This is a genomic window from Rhodoferax sp., from assembly GCF_030646845.1.
Taxonomy (GTDB): Bacteria; Pseudomonadota; Gammaproteobacteria; order Burkholderiales; family Burkholderiaceae_C; genus Rhodoferax.
This window is the reverse complement of record NZ_JAUSLE010000025.1, coordinates 12,540-37,617: the sequence shown is the minus strand read 5'-3', so window position 1 is coordinate 37,617 and position 25,078 is coordinate 12,540. Positions and strand designations below refer to the sequence as shown.

The 25,078-nt window shown below is 61.4% G+C and carries 17 protein-coding genes and 1 pseudogene; 8 read left to right on the top strand and 10 right to left on the bottom strand.

Translation table 11 applies throughout. The features are described 5' to 3' along the window. Positions 1-1,395, bottom strand: a complete 1,395-nt coding sequence (gene pmbA / locus Q7T10_RS06690) for a metalloprotease PmbA (RefSeq protein ID WP_304747049.1) — start codon at positions 1,393-1,395, stop codon at positions 1-3. Between the two features lie 66 nt (positions 1,396-1,461). Between pmbA and yjgA the strand changes: the two genes are divergently transcribed. Further along, complete coding sequence (gene yjgA, locus Q7T10_RS06685) at positions 1,462-2,103, top strand: ribosome biogenesis factor YjgA (protein ID WP_304747048.1); 642 nt, start codon at positions 1,462-1,464, stop codon at positions 2,101-2,103. Then, on the top strand, positions 2,100-2,711 hold the full coding sequence (gene mog, locus Q7T10_RS06680) for a molybdopterin adenylyltransferase (protein ID WP_304747047.1): 612 nt from the start codon (positions 2,100-2,102) through the stop codon (positions 2,709-2,711). The genes yjgA and mog overlap by 4 nt, the downstream gene beginning before the upstream one ends. A 14-nt stretch (positions 2,712-2,725) precedes the next feature. Here the strand turns inward: mog and cysE are convergent, their stop codons facing one another. Then, entirely contained in the window at positions 2,726-3,499 is a 774-nt protein-coding gene (gene cysE / locus Q7T10_RS06675) for a serine O-acetyltransferase (RefSeq protein ID WP_304747046.1), read from the bottom strand. Between the two features lie 9 nt (positions 3,500-3,508). After that, the gene (locus tag Q7T10_RS06670; RefSeq protein ID WP_304747045.1) at positions 3,509-4,276 is read right to left on the bottom strand and encodes an RNA methyltransferase; all 768 of its coding nucleotides are present in this window, start codon (positions 4,274-4,276) and stop codon (positions 3,509-3,511) included. A 110-nt stretch (positions 4,277-4,386) separates the two neighbouring features. Here Q7T10_RS06670 and Q7T10_RS06665 point away from each other — a divergent pair, with 110 nt between their 5' ends. Next, positions 4,387-5,286, top strand: a complete 900-nt coding sequence (locus Q7T10_RS06665) for an inositol monophosphatase family protein (RefSeq protein WP_304747044.1) — start codon at positions 4,387-4,389, stop codon at positions 5,284-5,286. 14 nt (positions 5,287-5,300) lie between these two features. Here Q7T10_RS06665 and Q7T10_RS06660 read toward each other — a convergent pair whose 3' ends face one another. After that, complete coding sequence (locus tag Q7T10_RS06660; protein WP_304747042.1) at positions 5,301-8,597, bottom strand: EAL domain-containing protein; 3,297 nt, start codon at positions 8,595-8,597, stop codon at positions 5,301-5,303. 79 nt (positions 8,598-8,676) lie between these two features. Beyond that, entirely contained in the window at positions 8,677-12,099 is a 3,423-nt protein-coding gene (locus Q7T10_RS06655) for an EAL domain-containing protein (RefSeq protein WP_370653737.1), read from the bottom strand. Positions 12,100-12,384: 285 nt separating this feature from the next. On the opposite strand from Q7T10_RS06655, the gene Q7T10_RS06645 reads away from it, so the two are divergent. The 5 genes and pseudogenes from Q7T10_RS06645 to Q7T10_RS06625 all read left to right on the top strand — a co-directional run bounded on the left by Q7T10_RS06645 (position 12,385) and on the right by Q7T10_RS06625 (position 17,351). After that, positions 12,385-13,947: a glycoside hydrolase domain-containing protein gene (locus Q7T10_RS06645; RefSeq protein WP_304747041.1), complete on the top strand. Its 1,563-nt coding sequence runs from the start codon at positions 12,385-12,387 to the stop codon at positions 13,945-13,947. A gap of 71 nt (positions 13,948-14,018) precedes the next feature. Further along, positions 14,019-14,360, top strand: a complete 342-nt coding sequence (locus Q7T10_RS06640; RefSeq protein WP_370653738.1) for an HU family DNA-binding protein — start codon at positions 14,019-14,021, stop codon at positions 14,358-14,360. A gap of 257 nt (positions 14,361-14,617) precedes the next feature. Then, positions 14,618-15,058: a thioesterase family protein gene (locus Q7T10_RS06635; protein ID WP_304747038.1), complete on the top strand. Its 441-nt coding sequence runs from the start codon at positions 14,618-14,620 to the stop codon at positions 15,056-15,058. 233 nt (positions 15,059-15,291) lie between these two features. Continuing rightward, on the top strand, positions 15,292-15,834 hold the full coding sequence (locus Q7T10_RS06630; protein WP_304747037.1) for a c-type cytochrome: 543 nt from the start codon (positions 15,292-15,294) through the stop codon (positions 15,832-15,834). 349 nt (positions 15,835-16,183) lie between these two features. Further along, positions 16,184-17,351: pseudogene (locus Q7T10_RS06625) on the top strand (IS3 family transposase). A gap of 550 nt (positions 17,352-17,901) precedes the next feature. Here Q7T10_RS06625 and Q7T10_RS06620 read toward each other — a convergent pair. The 5 genes from Q7T10_RS06620 to Q7T10_RS06600 all read right to left on the bottom strand — a co-directional run bounded on the left by Q7T10_RS06620 (position 17,902) and on the right by Q7T10_RS06600 (position 25,073). Further along, entirely contained in the window at positions 17,902-19,188 is a 1,287-nt protein-coding gene (locus Q7T10_RS06620) for a cytochrome C (protein ID WP_304747036.1), read from the bottom strand. A 410-nt stretch (positions 19,189-19,598) separates the two neighbouring features. After that, on the bottom strand, positions 19,599-20,255 hold the full coding sequence (locus Q7T10_RS06615; RefSeq protein WP_304747035.1) for an SCO family protein: 657 nt from the start codon (positions 20,253-20,255) through the stop codon (positions 19,599-19,601). 32 nt (positions 20,256-20,287) lie between these two features. After that, a complete protein-coding gene (locus Q7T10_RS06610) occupies positions 20,288-22,525 on the bottom strand; it encodes an Ig-like domain-containing protein (protein ID WP_304747034.1) in 2,238 nt (745 codons plus the stop codon). 14 nt (positions 22,526-22,539) lie between these two features. Next, entirely contained in the window at positions 22,540-23,040 is a 501-nt protein-coding gene (locus tag Q7T10_RS06605; protein WP_304747033.1) for a hypothetical protein, read from the bottom strand. An 89-nt stretch (positions 23,041-23,129) separates the two neighbouring features. After that, entirely contained in the window at positions 23,130-25,073 is a 1,944-nt protein-coding gene (locus Q7T10_RS06600; RefSeq protein WP_304747032.1) for an Ig-like domain-containing protein, read from the bottom strand. Positions 25,074-25,078 lie beyond the last annotated feature (5 nt).

The window sequence follows — 25,078 nt, the reverse complement described above, 5'->3', positions numbered from 1 at the left end:
TCAGCTCCCCGCTACCTTCATGCGATTGACCAGGATGGACCCCACCGTCTTGGCCCCGTAGTTGTAGGTATCCGCCCCCACCGCCTGGATGCCCTTGAGCATGGCTTTCATGTTGCCGGCGATGGTGATCTCCTGTACCGGGAACGCGATGCGGCCCTTCTCCACCCAGAAGCCGCTGGCCCCGCGTGAGTAGTCGCCAGTGACGTAGTTCACGCCGCTGCCCATGAGCTCGGTCACGAACAAGCCGGTGCCCAGTTTTTCCAGCATGGCATCGAGGTCATCGCCGGCACGCGTCAGGCGCGAAGTCAGGGTGAGATTGTGCGAACCGCCAGCATTGCCGGTGGTCTTCATGCCGAGTTTGCGAGCCGAATAGCTGCCCAGGAAATAGCCCTGCACCCGCCCGGCCTCCACCACCTGGCGGGCCTTGACCCTCACACCCTCATCATCAAACGGCGAACTGCCTTTGCCGCGTTTGACAAACGGGTCTTCCATGATGTCAATGTGCTTGGGCAGCACCTGCTTGCCCAGCGAGTCCAGCAGGAACGAGCTCTTGCGGTACAGGGCGCCACCACTGATGGCCTGCACAAAGCTGCCCAGCAGACCAGCGGCCAGCGGTGACTCAAACAAAATCGGGCATTCCGTCGTCGCAATCTTGCGCGCGTTCAGCCGGCTCAAGGCACGCTCTGCCGCATAGCGTCCAACGGCTTCGGGCGTGGCCAAGTCATCCGCGTTGCGCATCGAGCTGTACCAGGCGTCGCGCTGCATGTCACTGCCCTTGCCCGCAATGGGTGACACCGACAGTGAGTGGCGCGAGCTGGCGTAACCACCCCGGAAACCCCGGGTGTGGGCGCTGAAGAAATGCGATTGCTGGGCTGACACCGCGGCCCCCTCGCTGTTGGTAATGCGTTTGTCGGTCTTCAAGGCCGCCGCTTCGCAGGCCATGGCCAGTTTTGCCGCCTGTTCGCTGTTGATGGCCCAGGGGTGGAACAGGTCGAGGTCAGTGCGCTGCTCTGACGCTGGCGCCACATCCCCGGCGTCCGGCAAGGCGGCAAAAGGGTCTTCCGCGGTGAAGCGCGCAATGTCATAGGCGGCCTGCACCGTTTGTTCAATCGCAGCCCTGGAAAAATCCGAGGTGCTGGCGTTGCCACGGCGATGGCCCATGTAAACCGTCACCCCCAGTGACTTGTCGCGATTGCGTTCCACGTTCTCCAGTTCGCCTTTGCGAACCGAGACGCTCAGGCCGCAACCCTCGGACGCCTCCGCGCCGGCGTCGGTCGCACCCAGCTTTTTGGCGTGGGCCAGGGCCGTGTCCACCAGTTCTTCAAAGTAGGGGCGGCTGTAGCTGAAGCCGTTGTCAGCGCTTGACCGCGCAGGGGGCATATTGGGTTTCTTCATATCGGAGGCTATGATACTTGGCTCTGCGGGACTCTGCGCCTGCCACTCCCTCACTATTTCCAGACCATGTCACGCAAACTCAAAAAAGGCTATTTCGTCAGAGGTGAGTTCGTCGCCGAAGGCAGCGAACGCGATCTGGAGCTCAAGCGCGAACTCAAGGGCACGGACGATCAAAGCCGGACCGAGCTCAAACGGGAAAGCACTGAGCTGCAAAAGCTCGGTGAAGACCTGTTGACGCTGCGCGCCGACCTGATGGCACGCCTCGCGCTGACGGACAAGCTGAAGGACGCCGTGGCCGAGGCCAAGCGCATCACCAATTTCGAAGGCAAACGCCGCCAGATGCAGTTCATTGGCAAGCTGATGCGGCTGGTGGACCCGACGGTGCTGGAGACGGTGCGCACCGCTCTGACCGAACAACACAGCGGCTCGGCGCAGGAGAACCTCGTTCTGCACCTGGCAGAGACCTGGCGTGACCGCCTGATCGCCGATGATGATGCATTTGGCGAATGGGTTACCAAGTGCCCCAATTCCGACTCGCAGCAACTGCGCGCCCTCATTCGCCAGGCGCGCAAGGACGCCAAGCCCGAGAAGCCCGGTGAGGCCGTGCGCCATGGCCGGGCCTACCGGGATATATTTCAGATCGTGCGTGAGCAGCTGACAAACCAGAACGAAGCCGACGCAGTGGGTGGATCGGGTGAGGCGTCATGACTGCCGCAGCAAGCCATCCATTCGACCAGGTCAAGATTGGCATTGTCTCCATCAGCGACCGGGCGTCGACCGGCGTGTATGTCGACAAAGGCTTGCCGGCCCTGCAGGACTGGCTGACCCGCGCCCTGAAAAACCCGCTGCAAATTGAGCCCCGCCTGATCCCCGACAAGCAAATCCTCATCAGCCAGACCCTCATTGAACTGGTCGATGCCGGTTGTGCGCTGGTACTGACCACCGGCGGCACCGGTCCGGCCCGGCGCGATGTCACACCCGAGGCCACGCTGGCGGTGGCGCACAAGGAGATGCCCGGTTTTGGCGAGCAGATGCGCCAGATCAGCCTCAAGTTCGTACCGACCGCGATTCTGTCGCGCCAGGTGGCGGTAATCCGGGATCAGACCCTGATCATCAACCTGCCGGGGCAGCCCAAGTCGATTCAGGAAACACTGGAAGGCCTCAAAGGCAGCAATGGCGAAACCCTGATGGCGGGCATCTTTGCCGCTGTTCCTTACTGCGTGGACCTGATTGGCGGGCCGTACCTGGAAACCAACGACGACGTGTGCAAGGCTTTCCGGCCCAAGTCAGCGATTCGCCCCATCCCTTCCGCCTGATTTGGCGGAAGGGCTTATTTGCCGACCAGCTGGTTGAGCTTGTCGGCCTCAAAGTGCTCGCTGCGGGCCGCATCGCCCGGCACGCAATTGGTGGCGGATCGATTGGCCTGCAGGGTCTCAATCGCCTTCCACAGCAGCGCAATCTGGTGCTCCTGCGATGAGGCATTGTCAATCAGGCCACGCATGGCCTGGCTCAAGGGGTCGTCCTCCTGCGTGATGCCGTAGGCCGAGAACTTCTTTTCCGGCGACGTGACATCAGCACTTTCACCGGCCTTCGACGGAATGATCCGCGCTGGAATACCCACAGCCGTGGCGCCAGCCGGCACCGGCTTGATCACCACCGCATTGCTGCCAATCTTGGCGCCGTCACCGACCTCGAAACCGCCCAGCACCTTGGCGCCAGCGCTCACAACCACGTCGCGCCCCAGCGTGGGATGGCGCTTGGTGCCCTTGTAGAGCGAGGTGCCGCCCAGGGTCACCCCCTGGTAAATGGTGCAGCCGTCACCAATTTCGGCCGTCTCGCCCACCACCACGCCCATGGCATGGTCAAAGAACACCCGCTGTCCGATCTTGGCACCCGGGTGTATTTCAATACCGGTGAGGAAACGGGCCAGGTGGGAAATAAAACGCCCCAGCCACTTCAGCCCGTGGTTCCAGCACCAATGGGCGCGCCGGTGCAGCACCAGGGCGTGCAGGCCGGGGTAGCAGGTGAGCACCTCCCAGGTGCTGCGCGCAGCCGGGTCGCGGTCAAGAATGCATTGAATGTCGGAACGTAGTCGGGAAAACATCGTGCAAGTCTAGCGTTTTGAAGGTGTCGCGGCTTCCGGCAGGGGCTTCTGCCCGGAAGCGGTCTGGTCCATCATCTTGGCGATGCCCCGCAGAATGTGGATCTCCTCCTGCGTGACACCCGCCCGGTTGAACAGCTGATTGAGCCGGGGCATCAGTTTCTTGGGTGCCAGCGGGTCCAGAAAACCGATGGCAACCAGCGATCGCTCCCAATGGGCCAGCATGCCAGCCACCTGGCTGGCATCGGCCAGCACGGGGGCCACGGTCGCCTGTTGCACGGCATAGCCGCCCAAGGCCAGGCGCCACTCGTAGGCGATGACCTGCAAAGCCGCGCCGAGATTGAGGGAGCCGAACTTCGGGTTGCTGGGAATGCTCAGGCAGGCGTGGCAACGATAGACATCGTCATTGCTCATGCCAAAACGCTCGGAACCGAACAGGAACGCCACGCCCTGCTGCGTTGCCGACTCTTCATTCGACAGCGCCTCGAAATGCTCACGAGGCGTGACGGTGGGCGGGCCAAAGTCGCGCGGCGTCATGGCCGTGGCACACAAATGGGTCATGCCGTCCAGTGCTTCGTCCAGCGTGGCCACAATGCGGGCGTTTTTGAGCACATCCAGCGCCCCGCTGGCGCGCTGGATGGTCTCTTCGCGGTTGAGCACATTGGGCCAGCGCGGCGCCACCAGCACCAGGTCATCAAAACCCATGGTTTTCATGGCCCGGGCCGCCGCTCCGACATTGCCGGCGTGGCTGGTATTGATCAGGATAAAACGTGTCTGCATAAACTCGTAAATGCGCGCGGAAATGGGGAAAATCGCCGGGACGGGTAAAATCACGCTATTGTCGCTGCCCGCATCGCCGTGCAGTTCCGCCCAGCTCCTGAAAACAATTTATGTCCCCCAATCTGCATCCCATGATCAATGTGGCCGTCAAGGCCGCCCGCGCCGCTGGTGCCATCATCAACCGCGCCGCGCTTGACGTCGAAGCGGTTCGCATCTCGCAAAAGCTGGTCAATGACTTCGTCACCGACGTTGACCACGCAGCCGAACAGGCCATCATCGAGACGCTGCTGGCAGCGTACCCCGGGCACGGCATCTGGGCCGAGGAATCAGGTCGGGAACACGGCGCCAAAGATTCGGAATTCGTCTGGATCATTGACCCGCTGGACGGCACCACCAACTTCATCCACGGCTTGCCGGTTTACTGCGTGAGCATTGCCCTGGCCGTCAAGGGCAAGATTGAGCAGGCCGTCATTTATGACCCCAGCCGCAATGACCTGTTCACCGCCACCAAGGGGCGCGGCGCCTATCTGAACGACCGCCGCCTGCGCGTCTCCAAACGCATCCGCATGCAGGAGTGCCTTATTTCCACCGGCTTCCCGTTCCGCCCCGGCGACGACTTCAACGCCTACCTGCGCATGATGGGTGACGTGATGCAGAAGACCGCCGGCCTGCGCCGCCCTGGCGCCGCCGCGCTTGATCTGGCCTATGTCGCCGCTGGTTTTACCGATGGATTTTTTGAGACCGGCCTGCAGCCCTGGGATGTGGCGGCGGGCTCATTGCTGGTGACCGAAGCGGGTGGCCTGGTTGGCAATTTCACAGGCGATTCCGATTTCCTGGAACAGAATGAATGCATGGCTGGCAACCCCCGTGTTTACGGCCAGTTGGTAACCATTCTTGGCAAATACAGCAAGTTTGCCAATGCCGGTGACAAAGCCGCGGTGCGCCAGGCCATTGCCGAACTGTCGGACAGTGAAACCGTACTGCCCTCAGACGACAGCCGGGCCGGGTAAGCCGGCTTACGACCCTACGACCCGGCTTGCCCGGGTTTGGCAATCCCATTCAGCACCAGCTGGCCCACCGGCACCGGCCGGCCGAACAGATATCCCTGAAACACACGGCAGCCGTGGCGCAGCAAGAACTCATGCTGAGCCTGGGTCTCCACACCTTCGGCTACCACCGTCAAACCGAGACTCTGCCCCAGTGTCAACACGGTCTGGGCGATGGCGGCGTCATTGGGATCAGTCAACACGTCACGCACAAACGACTGGTCGATCTTGAGCTGCTCCAGCGGCAGTTGCTTGAGGTAGGCCAGCGAAGAGTAGCCGGTGCCAAAATCGTCCAGTGAAAAGCTCACGCCAATCGACCTGAGTTCACCCATCTTCTGGATCGCGTCCTCCATGTCATTGAGCAGCAGGCTCTCTGTTATCTCGAGTTTCAGGCGGCAGGGATTGGCGCCGCTCAACTGCAGCAAAGCCAGAAGTTGACTGGCAAAATCAGCTTGCCTGAACTGGCGTACGCTGACGTTGACAGCCACGCTCAAGCACGCCGTGTCGGGCTGGGTTGACCATGCCACCAATTGGGTACACGCGGCCTCCAGAACCCATTGCCCCAGGGGCAAAATCAGGCCGGTTTGTTCGGCCAGAGGGATGAAATCGCCTGGCAACACCATGCCGCGCTGGGGGTGCTGCCAGCGTGCCAGTGCCTCAACGCCCACCATGAGCCCGGCCTCATTCACCACGGGCTGGTAATACAGCAACAATTCCTTGCGTTGCAGGCCCTGGCGAAGATCTGACTCCAGCGAAGCACGTGCGGCTACCACGGCCTGCATCTCGGGGTCGAAAAAGCGCAGCGTGTTGCGCCCCGCAGCCTTGGCCTGGTACATGGCCAGATCTGCCCGCTTGAGCAACTCATCAATGCTGAGCAGATGGTCATGAAATAGCGTGATGCCAATGCTCGGGGTGCTGTGATGCTCGGCGTCGCCCATCCGGTAAGGCCGACTCAATGTGCTCAATATTTTGCGGCCCACACTTTCCGCCAAAGCTGCCGCTTCATTGGGCTCGCGCCCGAGTTTCTCCAGCATCACGACAAACTCATCGCCTCCCAGGCGTGCCACCGTGTCAGCGTCACGCACGCACTCGCCCAGCCGGACCGCCACCTGTTTCAGCAACTGGTCACCCATGTCATGACCCTGGGTGTCATTGAGATCCTTGAAATTGTCCAGGTCAATGAACAACAGGGCGCCGGGCGAACTGTCGCGTCCGCTGGTCGCCAACGCGTGCTGCAGGCGGTCCATCAACAAACGGCGATTGGGCAATCCGGTCAACACATCGTAGAAGGCCAGCCGTTCAATCTCGTCTTCAGCCCGCTTGCGTCCTGTGACATTGCGTCCAATGCCCCGGTACCCTCTGAAAATTCCCTGCAAATCAAAAATCGGCTCGCCGCTGACGGACATCCAGTAGTTGCGACCTTTGGCGTCAACATCCTGTAGTTCCAGATCCCGAAAAGTGCCATGCGATCGCAGTACAGCCCTGTGCGCATCCCAGTCAGCCTCGCTCATGTTCAATGCGCCCACCTCCCAGCGCGTCTTGCCGATTCGATCGACAGGCGTCGAACCCACGGCGCGTCCTTCAAAGCGCACAAACCTCATTTCCTCATCCTGCTCCCAGTACCAGTCTGAAGAGAGCGCCGTCAGGGCACGGAAACGCGCTTCGCTATCACGCAGGCGTTCCTCCGCCTGTTTGCGCAAGGTGACGTCTGTCGTAAAGCCATTCCACAACACGGCACCATCCGCCTCCCGTTCAGGCATGGCTTGTCCCATCAGCCAGCGCACCTCGCCGTCATCAAACCGCAAACGATATTCATGACTCCAGGGCGTGAGATGCTGCGCGGAGGTCCTGATGGAGGCGACGAAGGCTGCCCGGTCATCCGGATGGTGCAGTCGCAAGGTGCAGGATGCATCCTGCATCACTTCTTCGGGCGTTACACCCCGGTAAAGGTCCCGCACGGGATCACTGATGTAAGGGAACTCGTACGATCCATCGGCCTTGAGCCGCAACTGGAACACCACGCCTGGCACGCGGCTGGTGATTTTTTGAATGAACCCCAACTTCTCCTGAAGGGCAAGGGTTGCTTCGCGCTCGTTGGTAACGTCCTGGACAACGCCAAAATCAATGGCCTCGGCGCCTTCTCCCGACAAATGCCGCATGCGCGAACGCAACCAGTGCACCCGCCCGTCCGGATGATTCCATCGGTACTCGGCAATGGACCCATCCAGTTTGCTGCGGGCCTCTTCGAACTGTTTTAGATCTTCTGCGTGGATGAGGCTGCGCCCGGCCACCCGGCCTTGAACCGTACCGGGTTCAAGCCCCGCCAGACTGTACAAGCCATTGGACCAGCGCAAACTGGCGGGGTCAGCACCCGACGTCCAGTAGCCGACAGAGGCCAGACTCTCCATCGATTCGAACAGCCTGATCTGCTGATTGAGCCTGGTATTGGTCTCTTCCAACAACTGCCGACTGGCCTGCAGTTCGGCTTGCACCGAACGCTCCGCGGTCACATCCTTGGCGTAGCTCAAGATATACCGCGAGCCGCCGATCTCGATGCGGGAGGCATTGAGCTGCAGTATGAGCTTGGTGCCATTCGGCCTGATGAACGGCAAATCCAGATTGTGCAGGCGCCCAGACTCGCGCAAGGCGCCCAGCGCTGCCTCGCGCTCCTCGGCGCTGGGCCAGAAACCCAGGTCGATCGTGGTTCGCCCCAAGACATTCGCAAGCGACAAACCCGTGAGCAGGGACCATTCTTCATTGACGTCCACGTAGACGCCATCACTTTCGCGACTTAGCGAGATGGCCACCGGGCTCTGGCTGAACACCACAGCCAGTTGTTGCTGCGAACGCATGTTCCTGTTTTCGGATTCGACTGCTCCGCAGCTGTCCCAGAACTTCACCACGGCACGGCCGGGTGCGATCTGAAAGGCAAAGAAATTGAAGGCCGCCCCCGAAAAAAAGCCCTCACCAAGAAGACTGCGGGGCTCCAGCAAACTGCCCTTGAGCGCCACGTCCACCAAGGCAGCCTGAATATTGGTGACCTGCAATCCGGGAAAAAGTGCAAGAAACGGGCGTTCAAGAAAATCTGAACAAGTTCTGTGCAGGAGTTGATCCGCCGTTTCGTCTGCATCGACGAGAATCAGAGCGCCACCGGCACGCAACTCAAACTCAAGTTTGCCGATCATGCCCCCTGAGGCATCGGCCACCAGTTGCAGACGACGGCAAGCTTGCTGCAATTGATCTTGCAGGCGCTGGACTTCCTCAGAAAAACTCACCAGAAAAGTCTCATTTCGGGGCCTCTACCACCATATCGCCAATCGGCCACGCCATTGTGCCGCACGCGCCCTGACCGGATCAGGTCAGTCGCAACGCATCCAGCGGCACCGGTCGTCCGAACAGGTACCCCTGGAACGCGGTGCAACCGATCTGCTCCAGAAAATCCCGCTGACCCTGTGTTTCCACCCCTTCGGCCACCACGCTCAAACCCAGGCTCTGCGCCAATGCCAGAATGGTGCGCACAATCGCGGCATCGTTGGCATCTGTCAGCACATCGGATATGAACGACCGGTCAATTTTCAGCTGATCCAGCGGCAGGCGTTTGAGGTAGGACAAGGATGAGTAGCCGGTGCCAAAGTCGTCCAGCGAGAAGTTCACGCCAATCGAGCGTAACTCGCTCATCTTGGCGATGGCGTCTTCCACGTCACTCAGCAACAGGCTTTCCGTCAGTTCAAGCTTGAGACGGCCGGGATTGGCGCCGGTCTTGCCCAGCAGGGCAACGACCAGCGAAGAAAAGTCAGGATGATGAAACTCGCGGGCACTGACATTGACCGACATGGTGAGATGCTTCGTGGCCCGGCTGGTACTCCAGGCGACCAACTGCAAGCAGGCTGTCTCGAGCACCCACCGGCCCAAGGGCAAGATAAGTCCGGTCTGCTCTGCCAGGGGAATGAATTCAGCGGGTGACACCATACCCTGCCGGGGATGCACCCAGCGCGCCAATGCCTCGACCCCCGTGGTCTCGCCCGCAGCGTCTACCACAGGCTGATAGTGCAGAAGCAACTCGCCTTGTGCCAGACCCTGGCGCAGATCAAGCTCCAGCGCGGCCCTGGCGTTCACAACCGCCTGCATCTCGGGGTCAAAGAACCGCAGGGTATTGCGCCCTGCCGCCTTCGCCTGGTACATCGCCAAGTCAGCACGCTTGAGCAACTCATCCACCGTTTCCATGTGATCGAAAAACAGGGTTGCGCCGATGCTGGGAGAGGTGTGATGGTGCTGACCCGCGAGGTCAAAGGGATGGTTAAGCGCCGCGAGGACTTTCTTGCCCACTGCTTCAACCTGAGTGGCCGCCTCAAGGGCATCCGCGCTGAGTTCCTCAAGCATGACCACGAACTCGTCGCCCCCCAGTCGTGCCACGGTGTCCATGTGCCGCACGCACTGGGTCAGCCGCCGGGCCACCTGCTGCAGCAATTGATCTCCGCGGTCATGCCCCATGGTGTCATTCAGCATCTTGAAATTGTCCAGGTCAATGAACAACAAGCCGCCATGACTGCGGTGACGGGCGCTGCCCGCGACCGCATGCTCAAGCCGATCCAGCAGCATTTGCCGATTGGGCAGCTCCGTCAATGAATCGTAAAACGCCAGTTTCTGAATCTGGGCTTCCGCCTGCTTGCGAACGGTAATGTCGCGCCCTGTTCCCCGGTAACCCTGGAATACCCCATCCGAATCAAAGATGGGGGCGCCACTGATGCCAATCCACATCAACGTACCGTCCGCACGCAGGCGCTGTAACTCAAAATCACGAAAGACTGCGCGCGCCTGCAGCGCGGCCCGGTGCGCGTCCCACTGCGCGGGACTGACACCTTCTGCATCGCTACCCCAACGCGTTGTGCCGATATAGCTATCCCAAGGCAATGGATTGGGGGTTTCCAGGTCACCATCGACCCGAACGAAACGGAACTCCGCGTCCTGCTCCCAATACCAATCCGATGAGAGTTCGGTCAAGGCGCGAAAACGGGCCTCGCTCTCGCGTATCTTCTCGTCGGCCCGAAGTTGCTCGGTGATGTCTGTATAGGTTCGCACCATGTCGCCGGAAGGCAACATGCGTGTCACCAATTCCAGCACGCGACCCGATCTGGTTGTCCGCAAGTACTTGTCCGGCGCGCCAGATGCATCGCCCCGCGCCACATACGCCCGCCCCTTGGTTTCAATCCCGGCATAGTTGTCACCAAAGTCACCGCGTTCCGCCTGAAACCGCACAATGTCCGTGTAACTCGGATGCGTCACCATGAGGCTTTCAGGAATATCCAGAAGCCCCAGGGCGTATTGGTTGCAGACGATGATCCGACCACCCGGATCCACCATGATGATGCCCTGGTTCATGCTGTCCAGCGTGGTCGCCAGTGACTTGGTTTTTTCAGCCAGCAGGGCGGCTGTTGCCTGCAGTTCGTCCTGGGCACGCTGTCGCTCGGCATCCATGCGCCGCGCCTGAACCAGCTGACCGATCGTGTTGCACAGGGGCTCAAGGAAGTCGACGTCCGCCTGGCTGTAGCCAGCCGATCGCCTGGCCAGACCCACCATGGCGACCATTTCTTCACCATGGTGAATGGGAATACCCAGAAAAGCGTCGATCGCCACTTGCCCACGCAGCACGCCGCCGCGCATCGGATCGCTGTCAGTCTCATTGGAAATCACTGGCTTGCCTGACGCCAGGGCGGCACCAACCAGCGTGTTCGGATTGGAAAACATCATGCCGCGCGGCATGCGTTCCTTGCCCGGCCGTCTTGATGCTTCGTCCCGCGCAGTATCTGAAACAGCAAATGTCTTCAGGTAAGGCTGCCGCTCAGGAGTGAAGAACACTTCACCGACAAAGCCGTATTCGCTTTCCGTCACGGCGAGCAGTTCGTCCAGTAGACCCTCGAAATTGAAACCGGTTTCACGGCTCGCTATCACAAGGGTCTGCGCCCGACTGACAGCCTGCAACAAGCGGTTCTGACGTGCCATCGCGTCCTGCTCACGTCGGCGCTCGGTGATGTCGACATAAATTCCCAGCATGCGCACGGGTGCACCGTGAACATCGCGCTCCATGACCCGGCCACGGCTCAGCACCCAGACCCAGTGCCCGTCCTTGTGGCGCATCCGGTACTCACTTCGGTAACTCGGCGTCTCTCCTCGAAGATGAGCCTCGCTGGCCTCATGCGTCGCCTCCCAGTCGTCCGGATGCATCAGGCGCTGCCAGAAACTGGCGTCCGACCCGAGTTCTCCTTCGCTGTACCCCAGCATCTCGTAATTCTGCTTGCTGAGAAAGACCCTGCCGCTCGGCAAGTGCCGATCCCATGGCGCCAGGCCAGAGCCGCTGAGCACCAGCTCGTAACGTTCGGCAGTCTCCCGCAACTGCCGCTGGGTCTGCCATCGGGTCAGAGCCGCATCCATCAAATCGGCAAGAGCGTCCAGGTCGTTTGCGCCCTCACCCGCGACAATGTAGTCACTGAAGCCTTGACGCAAGGCGCGCGCCGCGGCCCATTCTTCGTCCGGATTGACGCACAGCACCGCGGGCATGCGACTCGCCAGGTCTGTCAAATCAAAAGCAATCCCATCGACCAGACGATAGCTGGCAAGCGCGACATCAAACTCTGCGTCGGCCAGCCGCTCGCGTGCCTGAGCCAATGACGTGGCCAGAGCCACCTGCCACGCCTCACGCGTCCGGGCCAATGCCTGGCCAACGGCGCGCGCGCGCCCGGTATCGCTTTCAATCAGAAGAACTCGAATGGGGATGGACATGAATGCAGTCGGTACGGGAAATTCACAAATTCATTTGATTCGATCGATTGACAAATCAACTGTACTCTGGATTTCCCGTCGTTCAGGCTGTTACGAACGAGGGATTACCAGCAGACGCGGCCTGCCGGGCCTTGATGAGTCCGGGTACGGTAACCATCATGTGCCGTTCAGTGCCACAGTCAGCCCGGACTTGACTGGCGCCCAGGGCGGAATTGAACACTTGCAGAAAATTGGGACATTGGCTACGCTGATGTCCGTGGTGACGCGTTCACCCGGGGAGCCAACATGCTTGAGGGAATATCCACCAACCGCCTGTGCGATAGCTCGGCCAGCTGCCTGGTGACGGCTGGCAAGGCTTTTGTGATCCGTTACTACTCGCGCACCACGCAGCAGCCGGAAAAGCAGCTTCGTCCCAAGGAGGCCGCCGAGTTGGCGCGCGCCGGGCTGCTGCTCGCGGTCGTCTACCAGGACCGGGCCCGACTCACCGGAGATTTCAACCTGGCGCGCGGCCAGCTCGATGGTGCCAGCGCCTTTTCCAGTGCCGGGCAGATCGGTCAGCCGGCCGGCAGTGCGATCTACTTCGCGGTCGACGTCGATTTCAGCGCGACGCAGATCAAAAAGTTTGTGCTGCCGTATTTCAGGGGCGTGCGCGCTGCGTTGGACGCGGCCTCGGGCGGCGTATCCCACTACAAGCTGGGCGTCTATGGGTCGGGCATGACGTGCCGACTGCTCAAGCAGGCCGGCCTGGTTGAGTTCACCTGGCTGGCCGAGGCGACCGGATGGGCTGAATCCAGAACGTACACGGCCTGGGATATCAAGCAATTCGTCACCAGCCAGGATCTCTGCAGCATCGGCAATGGCTGGCAGCGTTGCACCGCAAAGCCAGCGTTCGGCCAGTTCCAGCCCGCGGGTTTCGATATTCAGGCAGGCGAGGGCGAACTGATGCAGGTCAGCGCGACGCAGCTGAACCTGCGTTTTGTGCCGACCGCAGACGCCAACACGCCGCTCGCGACCTTGCCGCATGGCACGCTGCTGCGGGTCCTCGGAATCTCCGCCCCTGGGTGGGTGCGTGTGCGTGTGGTGCTGAACGGCGCCGCCTTCATCGGTCACGTCAAGGCGAGTTTCCTTGCGGCAGTACCCGGGCTACCGCCGGCGCCGGTGCAGATCCCGCGCATACCGGCCGTGCACTGGAAGGAAGAAAACCGCTCGGCCGGGCGCCAGTCGACCAGCGGCCTGGCTTCACCGATCGGCGAGGCCGGGCGACCGGCACGCAATCCAGATGTCGATGCCGCCTTGCGAAGGCAGCAGCTTGCTGCGATCGGTGACTGGCTGGACGTTGAGCACAGCGCGCGGTATGCGCGCCGGGACGGCCTGACCTTCTGCAATGTCTACACCGCCGACTACTGCTATCTTGCGGCGGCTTACCTGCCGCGCGTGTGGTGGACCAGCGCCACGATCGCGAAGATTGCCGCCGGCCAGGCGGTCGCGCCGGCCTACGGCGAGACAGTGCGCGAGATGCGCGCCGACGACCTTTACCGCTGGCTGCTCGATTTCGGCACGATGTTCGGCTGGCGCCGTGTGGCAGACGCGACGGCACTTCAGAACGCGGCGAATGGGGGCGGGATTGGCATCATCTGCGCAGACCGCGCCACCGAAGGCCGGGCCGGCCATATCACCGTCGTCGTACCTGAACAGGCTGGCAAGACCGCCCAGCGCGACGCTGCGGGCAATGTCGACCAGCCGCTGCAGAGCCAGGCCGGTGCCGTCAACAAACGGTTCGGAAGCGCCGGGCGCAACTGGTGGCTCGGCGCTGAATTCATTGACCATGTGTTCTTCGTGCACGACTGAAGGCCGTGTCCAGCCTCTCATACCCAGGGAAGTCCCAATCTGCGCCACCGCATTCGTCCGGTACGATATGCATCCCATCAACCAATTGCAGTCAAAAAATGAACCGCGCTGAACTCATCGAAAAACTTGTTTCCAAAACCGACCTGTCCAAAGCGGCAGCCGGACGCGTCCTGGACACCTTCATTGAAACCGTGCAGCTCGCCGTCAAAAAAGGCGACACGGTCACCCTGGTTGGCTTCGGAACCTTCAAGTCGGTCAAGCGCGCAGCCCGCACCGGTAAAAATCCGAGCACCGGCGCTGCGCTGAAAATTCCTGCTGGCACAGTACCTAAATTCACCCCTGGCTCCAAGTTCAAGGCGGCTGTTGATCCCAAAGCCGCTGCGCGCAAAGCTGCCAAGGCGGCAGGCAAGTAAGCAGCCTGTACCGCATGCTCGTGCTGGCATGCGCCGCCTGTTGGCGAGTACATGCCCTGAAAATGCACCTGCAGTGCGACGAGCCGCCCAGCTTCACAGAGCTTGGCGGCTTTTTTTTGGGCGGCGATTGGCTGCCCTTGTGCACCGCAGGCCGTCGGTCGCTTCCTGGCGCGATTCGGCGGCTAAGATGAACTCCCTTCGATATTTTGACCACCCCTATGGCTTGGGACTATCCGCACCCCTTCACCTTGCCTGCCGTGCCGCAGGCCGCCGACATTGACGGCCTCAATCACACCAACAATGCGGTGTATGTTCAATGGTGCGAGAAGATCGGTTGGGCACACTCAGAAGCACTCGGCCTTGGTCTGGCTGACTACCAGCGCCTTGATCGTGCGATGGCGATTCGGCGTGGCGAGTATGACTATTTGCTGCCTACGATACTCAATGACGAACTCACCCTCGGCACCTGGCTGACTGCCAGCGACGGCAAATTGACAATGGAGCGTCGTTTCCAGTTGATCCGCAACCGGGACCAGGCAACCATCCTGCGCGGCCGCTGGGAACTGGTGTGCATTGAGCGAAGCAGCGGGCGAGCGCGTCGAATGCCGCCGGATTTTTCTCAGGCTTACCTGGCCGCCATCGTTCGCCCGGCGCTGACGGAAGCAGAAACGAATTCGCTTCACGCTTCAAATCTGTGACGGTGATCGCCCGCCGTCAGACGCCGAGCGCCTGCGTCCGGCGAGTTGAACAATTTTCCTGCCACCGTGAACAGCGGCTGGTGGCTGCCGCTTCGGCTGTGCAAACCGAAGCCGGCACTGATCTTTCGCAAGACAAAGGTATGGGCCGCTGTCCATAATCTCATGCAGCACAGCCGAAATGGGCTGCACCGCATGTCGGATTTACAGCCGCAAGAAACGAAAAGGTGATGTCGATGGCGAAGTTTTCGAGACTATCGGAGTTTGCACTGAAGCCGTTCTTCGGCCGCATCACGACGAGGCGCCGCGGCCTGCTGTATGGCAGTGCAGTCGCGTCGGCCCTGGTGCTGGCCGGTTGCGCCCTGGAAGTGCAGAACAGGGAGGTCCCCCAGGAGGTGGCGAGGCTCGCAAAGCCGCCCGGTTCGGTCTATACCGGCTGGCGCGTTTTTCAGGACAGGTGCGCAGGCTGTCATGGGCCCGCTGCGACCGGGACGGCCGGCGGCCCCGATCTGTTGCCCAGAGTTCGCGAAATGGGCTCGCGCCAATTTGTCAGCCTCGTGCTCACGCGCTACGACTGGGGTCTGCCGGCGCGGCAGTCCAGCGGCGACAGCGCCGCACGGGAAGCCCTGATCGATGAGATCGTGCAGCGCAAGGAATACATGCTCACGATGCCCGCGTGGCAGGGCGAACCCCGTGTGAACGCGCATATCGCGGATCTCTATGCTTACCTCTCGGCGCGCGCCCAGGGTACGCAAGGTCCAGATCGTCCCGCGCAGTAACTCCGGGCCGTATCGTGTCTCCGTTCGGGGCCGATAGCGGCAATCGCCTGGTTGCTGATACCCAGGTGGAGCAATGGCCGACCGCTGCTGAATGACCACGCTCGGCCACTTGCTTTACCGCCTCAGCTCGCAAGTTCGCTCGGCATCTGACTCTCACCAGAAACAACTCGCTGATTCAACTTCGAACTTGACAGGTTTCGATTCAAGCGAGTGAAGTCCAGTAACTGCCTGATACTGAAGGACAATTCAAGGTCCCCAGGCTATGCAAGCCCGCTAAAAATTTGATTACCTGCATCCGCGTAAAACGTATCCCTTGCTGAGTGGTTCAATTCAGGCAAGGAGAACGGAAATGACAAAAACGACGCGGGCGCAATACACGCTCGAATTTAAGCAGGAGGCGGTGCGGTTGGTCGAGGGCGGCGCGGACATTGGGTGTGGTTGACCGGACACTGTTCAAGTGGGTTAAGGCACATCGACACGGCAAGCTTGAGGGCGCCGACAGCAAGGCGCCCGTGAGTGCCGAGCAGATGGAGATCAGCCGGCTGCGAGCCGAGTTGGCGCATCTGAAGATGGAGCGCGACATTCCGGGAAAAGCGACGGCGTACTTCGCAAAGGGATTGACTTAAAGTACGCCTTCATCCGACGCACCGCAGCGTGTGGCCGATCTCGGAACAGTGCCGGGTGCTCGGCGTTAGTGTGGCCGGATGCCACGAGCACTTCCTTCATGGGGTCAACTATGCACAGCGCCGCCATCTGAGCGACGGCGCGTTGCTGGTGCATATCAAGGCTATCCGCGTCGAAACCCGTGGCGGTTACGGCTGGGCGCGCATTTGGAAGGAACTGCTCGCACGCGGTATCCGTGCGAGCAAGGAGCACGTGCAAAGCTCATGCAGTTGCACGGCATTCGTGCCAAGGGCAAACGGCGCTTCAAGGTCACTACCGACAGTAAACATGATTCTCCGATTTCGCCCAACTTGCTCAACCGTGAGTTCTCTGTGGCCGAGCCAGACAAAGTCTGGGCGGGCGATATCACGTATATCGCTACCGACGAAGGCTGCCTGTTCCTGGCCGTGGTGATCGACTTGTTCAGTCGCCAAGTGGTGGGCTGGTCCTTGCGCCAAGACATGACGCGTGACATCGTCATCGACGCATTGCGCATGGCGTAGTTCAAGCGGCACCCGAGCAAGCAAACTGGGCTGATCTTCCATAGCGACAGTAAGAATACCAGTGCCAGTAAGGACTGCCGGGACGTGCTGACGCAATACGGTATCACCAGTTCTATGAGTCGGCGTCGCAACGGCTGGGACAACGCCTGCAGAGAGACGCTGTTCGGCTCATTGAAGGTGGAACGCTTGCACGGCCAACGGTTCAAGACCCGGCGCCAGGCCAAGGATGAGACCATCGCCTGGTTGCTCTGGTATAACCGCGCTCGGCTGCATTGGACGCTGGCCTATGTCAGCCCGTTGCAGTTCGAGCAAAGCTGGCGAGCAACTCAGCCTGAGCAAGCCAACTCATGATCTCGGTTATGGGATACGGATTCCAGGGGCAAGGTCAAAAAGAAGGATTATTAGGTCGAGATTTTTAGCAATTAAGTTCCTCCGCAGACATCTCGGAATGCTCGCCTGGCCGACATGGGGAAAGGCACCTACCCTGCCCCACCTCAAACGATGGAGTTTGTTTCATCAGATTGATGACGGCCGCTTAATCTGCGAGTGTCCTTGGACGAATCGTGTTCAGAGTCAGTGCGTAGACCGTATGGATTGGGTGGGTGCTGAATGTCTCGATGAATGTACCCGGCACTCCCACTTAGCGCTCCACCCACATGCTCGATCAGGTTTGCGAACCGGCATGGTCCTGAAACTTGGGGGAAGCGAATATCTATCTGGCCAAGCATACGGGGCGCAACGGCGTGCCTTGACAGGTTCTTCAAACTGTCTGCTGGCAGGCGAGTCAGCCGGACAAATCAAAGCAATAAGCGGGAGGGATGCCCGAACGCTCCGCGTCAGACACGCGCTGCCCGGCGGACTCCATGACTGAGCGGCTTATGTCAAATCCAGCCTAGAGCCATCAAGGAACCAACCAGTTGCCAACTGGCAACGGCGGGCTATCTGCTCCCGGAGGGAACCTGACGACATAACCGCCCCTCGACGCAAAGCGCTGGCCTGGGCCAAGACTCAGGTGGGGATAGATTGAGGGGGACAATGAGGCTGCCGTCATTTGCTCGATCCGCTCTATGAAATAGTCTCGCGAAAAGTTTTCGCCCAGGTGCGATATCGCATCCCCGGTAACGGTGACGGCAAAAAATGCATTGGCTTGGGTACGCTCGTCCGCCAGTGGAATTTTTTTGGCGCGGAGCCACACGTTCATGCGTGCCAAGCGCCGTTCACGGCTGTCCGGTAAATCAAACGGATAAACCATGTGCACTTTCTCCAGCCAATTGTCAGGCAAGTCAGGGCGGCGCATGGCTGACAGGCTGGCCGATAGATAGATTTCTTGCAGCCCTGCTGGCGGTGTGCTGGCAAACCGGAGATTCTGGACATCGGCGGCGTCGAGCCATATCACCAGCACGCTCGGGCTTTGACTGCCCAGCAACTTTGGCAGGAATTCTTCCGGCATGCGGCCAGCATCCGCCAGCGTGTAATCAACAACAGTTTGCTTATTCCCGTCTTGCAGGGCTTTGCGCAACACCTGTGCCGGCAACCGGCCCAACGGCGTGTCGCGGTGTACCTGCACAATCGTTCCGGTCTTGTTGTTCGGTCCGGCTTCCAGCAGATGTTTGGCCAGCACCTCCGCTTCCAGGGTCACACCGCGCGAGAAATACAGCGGATAATAACCCGCCTCCGTGACGACCGGATAGTCCACATCGGGGAACACGCAGGGAACTTCAAATGCTTCGCAGAAGGCATGCACCGGTTTCCAACTGCCGTTGCCGATACCGCCGATCACGGCAAACACCGGCTGCTGTCGATAGTGGTCCGCCAGTTGACCATGCCAGGTTTCCGGCGGGCCGCTCAGTTCCCAGGAGTGAAGCACCCAGGTCCGGTAGGCGCGATCCATCTGCTCACGCCCTTCATCCCTGCGACGCGCTTCCTTCCGTGTCCCGGCATTCTTGTCGCTGACAAAAGCCCGCAACACGCCCAGCATCGACTGGGTTTTTTCCGGGCTGACGCCAGGAGTGATGATGGTCGCAAAGTGAATCTCCGTATCGCTCACTCCCGGCGCGGGTTCGGCAGACAAGACTGCAAGATAGGCATGCAGTTGTTCAGCCTCGGTATCGCTCAGGGTATAGCGGGGCATCAGCGGATCAAGCGTGTGACCGGCCGGATCGATGCCTTCGCGCAGCGCCTGCGCCAATGACGCCTCGGTGTATACGGGCCGCGCTGCCACACGTGCTCCGGCGCTCACGCTGCGCCCCCCCTTTACGGACGGTGAGGCTGGCTGTTCGGATTTGGTCGTTGGGAACAGCAGCCGCCCAGCAATCGGGCGGATGTTGTTGCGGCCTTCGCTGCTGCCAAGGCCGCTGCGTCGATGGCACTTGGCGCAGGCCGCATCAGCACCGCGCAGTGGCACACCTTGCTGCACGGTTGCGCGCAACAGCTCGCCCGAGGGGAGCACCCCATCACGATAGATGCGTTGACCCGGCAGGCTCTCGGTTGCAGCGGGACTTGACGCTAGTCCATGCCCGGACATGGCGAGCAGCGCGGCCAGAATCTGCACCGCACAGCGCTTGAGATAGCACATGGCACGCCCAGATGAACGCAGGCTTATCGCGCTGCGAGCTGGCGGTACTCCTGCAGGATGTCGTTCGCGCTGGCGAAACCTTCCAGCCGCACCCAGGGCTGCCCGGCTTTCGCCCGCAGGAAGGTGGCCGGGGAGTGCCCCATCTTGTCGCCGCGATATACATTGAAGGCGCGCTGCACCGCGATACTGTCATGCAGGCTTCCGGTCAGCATCTGCCATTGCGGTCCCGCGCCGAACTTGCCGGCATAGGCCTTGAGTACGGCAGGCGTGTCCTGCTCGGGGTCGATGGAAATGGACACCATGCGCACTGCGCTCCGCTGCGGACCCAGCGTGGCCTGCACCTCTGAGAAGGTCGCGGTCATCACTGGACAGATCGCGGTGCAGCTGGTGAAGATGAAATTGAGGATGACTGGCCTGTCCTGGTCGGCGAGCTCGCTGCGCAGCGACACCCTTGCCCCATTGGCGTCCAGCAGCTTCACGTCCGGGACCGAGTAGGCCACCCGCGTGCGCACATAACTGTCCGGCTTGCCGGGCATAGCGTGATGGTGGTGGGCATGCGAAGCTTCCTCCGCGATCGCGCTTATGGGCAAAGGCGCGAGACTCAGCGACAGCGCGGCGAGCATCAGGCTTGCACAGGCGTGCGGCCGGCGCACTTGGTTTTTTGGTATCGGGGTACGCATGTCATCCTCCCAGTTGGTGGATCGTTGCCTGTTCACTTCACGTTGACCGTCACCGTCGCAAGGTTGGACAGTGCGCCGGCCAGATCGCGCACGGTGTACTTGAACGTTTCCTTACCGCGGAACTTGAGCGCCGGCGTGTAGGACACCGTACCGCCGGCATTCACCGCCACCGTTCCGCCCTTGTCCGGCGCAGTGGCGATGTTCACAGTTGCAGGATCAAGGCTACCGTCCGGGTCGGAATCATTGGCCAGCACGCGGATGACCACGGGCGTATAGGCGGTGGCCTTGCGCATGGCGGCTGTCGCACTGTCGCCCTTGGCTAACGGGGGTTTGTTCACACTGGCATTGACCGCGATCGAGACGGTGGCGCTGTTGCTGTAAAGAGCGCCGTCATAAGCCCGGTAGGCAAAGCTGACTGTGCCGGCAAAGCCGGCATTCGGCGTGAAGCTGAACGAGCCGTCGCCGTTGAGCGCGAGGCTGCCGCTGGCGGGGCCGCTCGCCAGCACCGCCGTCAGCGCATCCCCATCCGGATCGCCGTCGTTGCCCAGCACGCCGGGAGCGGCGACCCCGAGCGTGGATCCAGACGACATGCTGTAGGCATCGTTCGACGCAGCCGGCGCCTGGTTGGGCGTGGCGACGGTCGCGCTGAAGGACTGGGTCGCGGACTGGCCCCGCGCATCGGTGACCCGCACGGTGATGGCATGGGTGCCGGCCTGGGTGCTGCCGGGCGTCCACTCGATCACGCCGGTGATGGCATCAATCGTCATGCCGGCCGGCGCCGCGTCGAGGGAAAAGCTGAGCGCATCGCCATCGGGATCGCTGGCGGTGACGGCGTAGCGGTAGAGGCTACCCACGGTGGCGCCTGTCAGCGGCGTCGAGGTGATGGCGGGCTGGCCGTTGGAGCCGGCGAGCAGCAGCTGATGGGCCGCCGCCACATCGGCCAGGCCGTAGCCGTAGCTGTTGTCCTCGCCGGCCACGCCCAGATCGCGCGCGCTCTGGATCAGCGCCGCATCGATCTGGCTGATGCTGGCATTGGGAAAGGCCCCCGCCAGCAGAGCCATCGCCCCCGCCGCATGGGGGGCGGCGTAGGACGTACCGGAGACCACGGCGTACAGCGGCAACCCGCCGAAGGAGAGATCGGCCGTATTGATGTTGACGCCGGGCGCGACCAGCTTCGGGTACAACGTGCCATCGCATGCGGACTGACCACGGCTGCTGAAGCCGGCAATGGCCAGGGCGGCATCGATTGCGCCGGCAGAAAAGCCTTGTGGATTGTTGGCCGGACTGACGCTGGTCAGCGGCGCCGGGCCGTCATTCCCCGCAGCAAATACCACGGCAATGCCGGCGTTTTTGAGAACCTCAACGTCCGCGCTGAACTCGGTAATGCACTGCCCAGCTGTGCCGACCAGGCCCCACGAGGCGTTCACCACATCCGGCGCATCCATGGTATTCAAATCGCCATCGGGATCGAGCAGCCATTGAAACGAAAGGTGAATGTCACTGTAGCTTGCCAGACCGGCATCGTTGTAGAGCTTGGCCGCGATCCAGCGGGCGTCCGGCGCCATGCCGACGGCGGTCCCCCCAGCGCCTCCGCCGACCATGATGGCCATGGTCTGGGTGCCGTGCCCATCGCTGTCATGCGGGGTGACGTGCTCGCCGTGGGGGTCGTACCAACTGTTGTCGCCACCGCGCCATTGAGCGGCCAGATCGGGATGCGCGGCATCGACCCCGGTGTCCATGTTGGCCACCACCACGCCGGCGCCGCTATGGCCCAGTGACCACATCTCCGGTGCCCGCATCACGTTCAGGTTCCACTCCGGTGGTGCCGCAGTGCCGAAGGTGGTGACCGGGGCCTGCAAGGTCGAATCCAGGCGAATGCTTTCAATGCCGACGCGCGACGCCAACTGGCGGACGACACTGGCGCGTGCCGTCACGGCAATGCCGTTGATTGCCCACAATTCGCGCAGTCGCCGCCCCCCATTGTTCTGCAGGAAAACCCGGTGCGTACCTTGTGTCGCTGCAACTTTTGCCTTGAGCGCCTTGACCAGTCGGGTATCGCGTTTGCTTCGATCTGCCAGCTTGAACAGGCGGGGGTCTACCTTGTCGGACAAGGATAGGATCACCGCGATCTCTTCATGCGGCGCCCGTAGCGCCAATTCCGCTTTCAGATCGGGCGCAATCACCGCTGCCTGCGCACCGGCGCAGGCGATGCAACCGAGCGCAACCAGAACGCCGGCTCGGTGTTCGTTTGGTGGTCTCCAAGCGTTCATGATTCATGCCTCCGCTACTCGACCGTGAGGTGACTGATGCGGGCATCCCCCGCAATCAGGGTGACCTTGCTCCCCGCCTGCAGGTAGCGTCCCGGATTGGCGAACAGGATGTAGTAATTGCGCCCCGGGATGACCTTGTTGCGTGAGGTCGGGCGCAGCTGGCCGACTTTGGGCGTATCAGGCACACCCAGTTGCGCGCCGGTGGCTTCGTCCAGCAGATAGGGCTGGATCTTGCGATCCAGCAGCAGCGAGGCCTTGGCCGGGTCAAGCACGCGGTAACGGAAATCGACCATATACCCCACCGCGGAGCGCCGCAAACCCACGATTTTGATGCCCAGCTTGTCCTCAATTTCGCTGTGTGGTGTCGGCTTTTCTGGGGTTTCCGCGGCATTGGCTTGGCCGCTCGACAATGTCATGGCAATCACGACGGCCAGCAAGAGTGCCCCCAACACATCTCCAGCACCCGCAGCCAGCTGCCGACCCTGTGTGCCTGACAAGAACTCATGCTGTTTCATATCGTCCCCTTTCACCACCCCGGTTCAGTCCAGGCAGCTGCCTGCCTGTCGATGGGCGCCTTGCAGAGGCAAGGCGCCGACTGTTTCCGCTATTGAACGTTGACGCGCACATAAGCTGCGTTCGAGGTAGCCGGCGCGATGTAAGTGTCTTGCACCCGATAGCGGAATGTTTCGGTGCCACGGAAATTGAGCTTGGGTGTGTACGCAAGGGTTCCGTCCGCATTGACGACCACACTGCCGCCCTTGTTGGGTGCACTCGAAATCGTCACGCTGGCCGGGTTGATGACGTTGGCCGGATCAATCGCCGTATCCGGATCGCTGTCGTTCGCCAACACGTTGATGATGACCGGCTCATACGGCGGCGTGGATCTGCGCACTGGTGCAGCCACCGTGTCATCCACGGCAACCGGTGCCCGGTTGGCGATGACAGTGATGGATACCGTGGCGACGTTGCTGGTGGCCAGGCTGCTGTCCTGCGCCTGATAGCTGAAACTCTTGGTTCCGGTGTAAGCCAGCGGCGGGGTGAAACTGAAGCTGCCGTTGGCATTGCGTACCAGCGTGCCGCCAAGTGGCGTCAGCGCGCCGAAGTTCACGGCGCTCAGGGTGTCACCGGCATCCGGATCGCTGTCGTTGGCGAGTATGCCGGGCGCCGCGACATTCAGCGTGCCGCGCCGGATCATGGTGTAAGCGTTGTTCTGTGCCACCGGCGGATCATTGGCATCAGCAACCACAATGATGAATGGTTGCGTTGCAAACAATCCGGTCGGATCGGTCACCCGTGCCGTCACCGCCTGCGTTCCTACCTGTGCGCTGCTCGGGGTCCAGCTGATGGCGCCTGTGCCGGCATCGACGCTCATGCCGGTGGGCTTGACGTCGAGCGAGTAGTTCAGCACTCCGCCATCGGCATCGCTCGCGGCGAGCGGGTAGCTGTAAAGCACATTTTGCATCGCTGTGGTAACCGGAGTCGAGGTGAATGCAGGCGCATTGCCGCCGCCGCCCACGTCGAGAAAGGCGAGCATGCCGCCGTCCGGCGCGCCATCATTGCTCAGGCCCATCTTGCGGTCATAAATGGGATAACGGGCTGCTGCCCCGCCTGCTCCCACTTGCGGGACGATGATCGCGTCGATGGTCTTGGCGGCAGGCAAAAATACCGAATACTGCTCGCGTGGATTGGCAGGCCACGGATAAGGATTGCCGTCCTCGGCGACAAGCCGCATGGACATGCCGTTGATCACCGGAACACGGGTCTGCAGGCCGGCATTGAGAAAACGCAGCAACGTCGGCTGCCCGGCCGTCAGCGTGGCGAGCGCGGGAACTGGAGGATCACCAGCAAGGGGTTTGACGAAAGCCTTGCCATTGATCAGGAAATACCTCGGCTGGTAGTTCAACGTGCTGGGCATGGCCGTGCCTGGACCGTAGCTGTCGGTCGCGACCGCGGTATGCAGTGCCGGATCGATCTCGCTATAGAGCAGCGTCACTTCGTTACTGTAGGTCACGCCCGAATAAGCCGCACTGACCGCGAAATCCTTCTTCACGCCACCATACAACCCCATCTGCACCTGCACCTGCGGATGCGTGCCGCTGTGATACAGATACGTGCCGGGTTTCATGTTGGACCAGGCGTAATCGCCCGTGCCGCCACCCGCCAGGGTTTCATGGGTGAAAGAGCGTACCCGCTCACGTCCGCTGGCATCGGTGAATTTGACCGGCACCATGGTTGCGGTCTGCCCGGGAATCACGATCGAGGTGCTGGCCGGCAGGTTGTTCTTCAGGTGGACGGTCAGCAACGGGTCGCCCACCGGTACCGTCAGCGCCGGCCCCGGCACGCTCGCCGCGCTGCAGCTGCTGAAGGTTGCATCCGTACAGCTGGCGTAACCCCACATCGGTACGTTGACACCACCCGGCATCGACACCGTGAGCGGCTCGGCGCGCAGCCAATAATCGATGGCAGACGCCGCGGGCGGGAAGCTGGAGAGTCCGGCCAGCGCGAGCGCCTGGGCCATCCAGCTGATGGGTAGAAGCCTGGTTTTCATGGTCG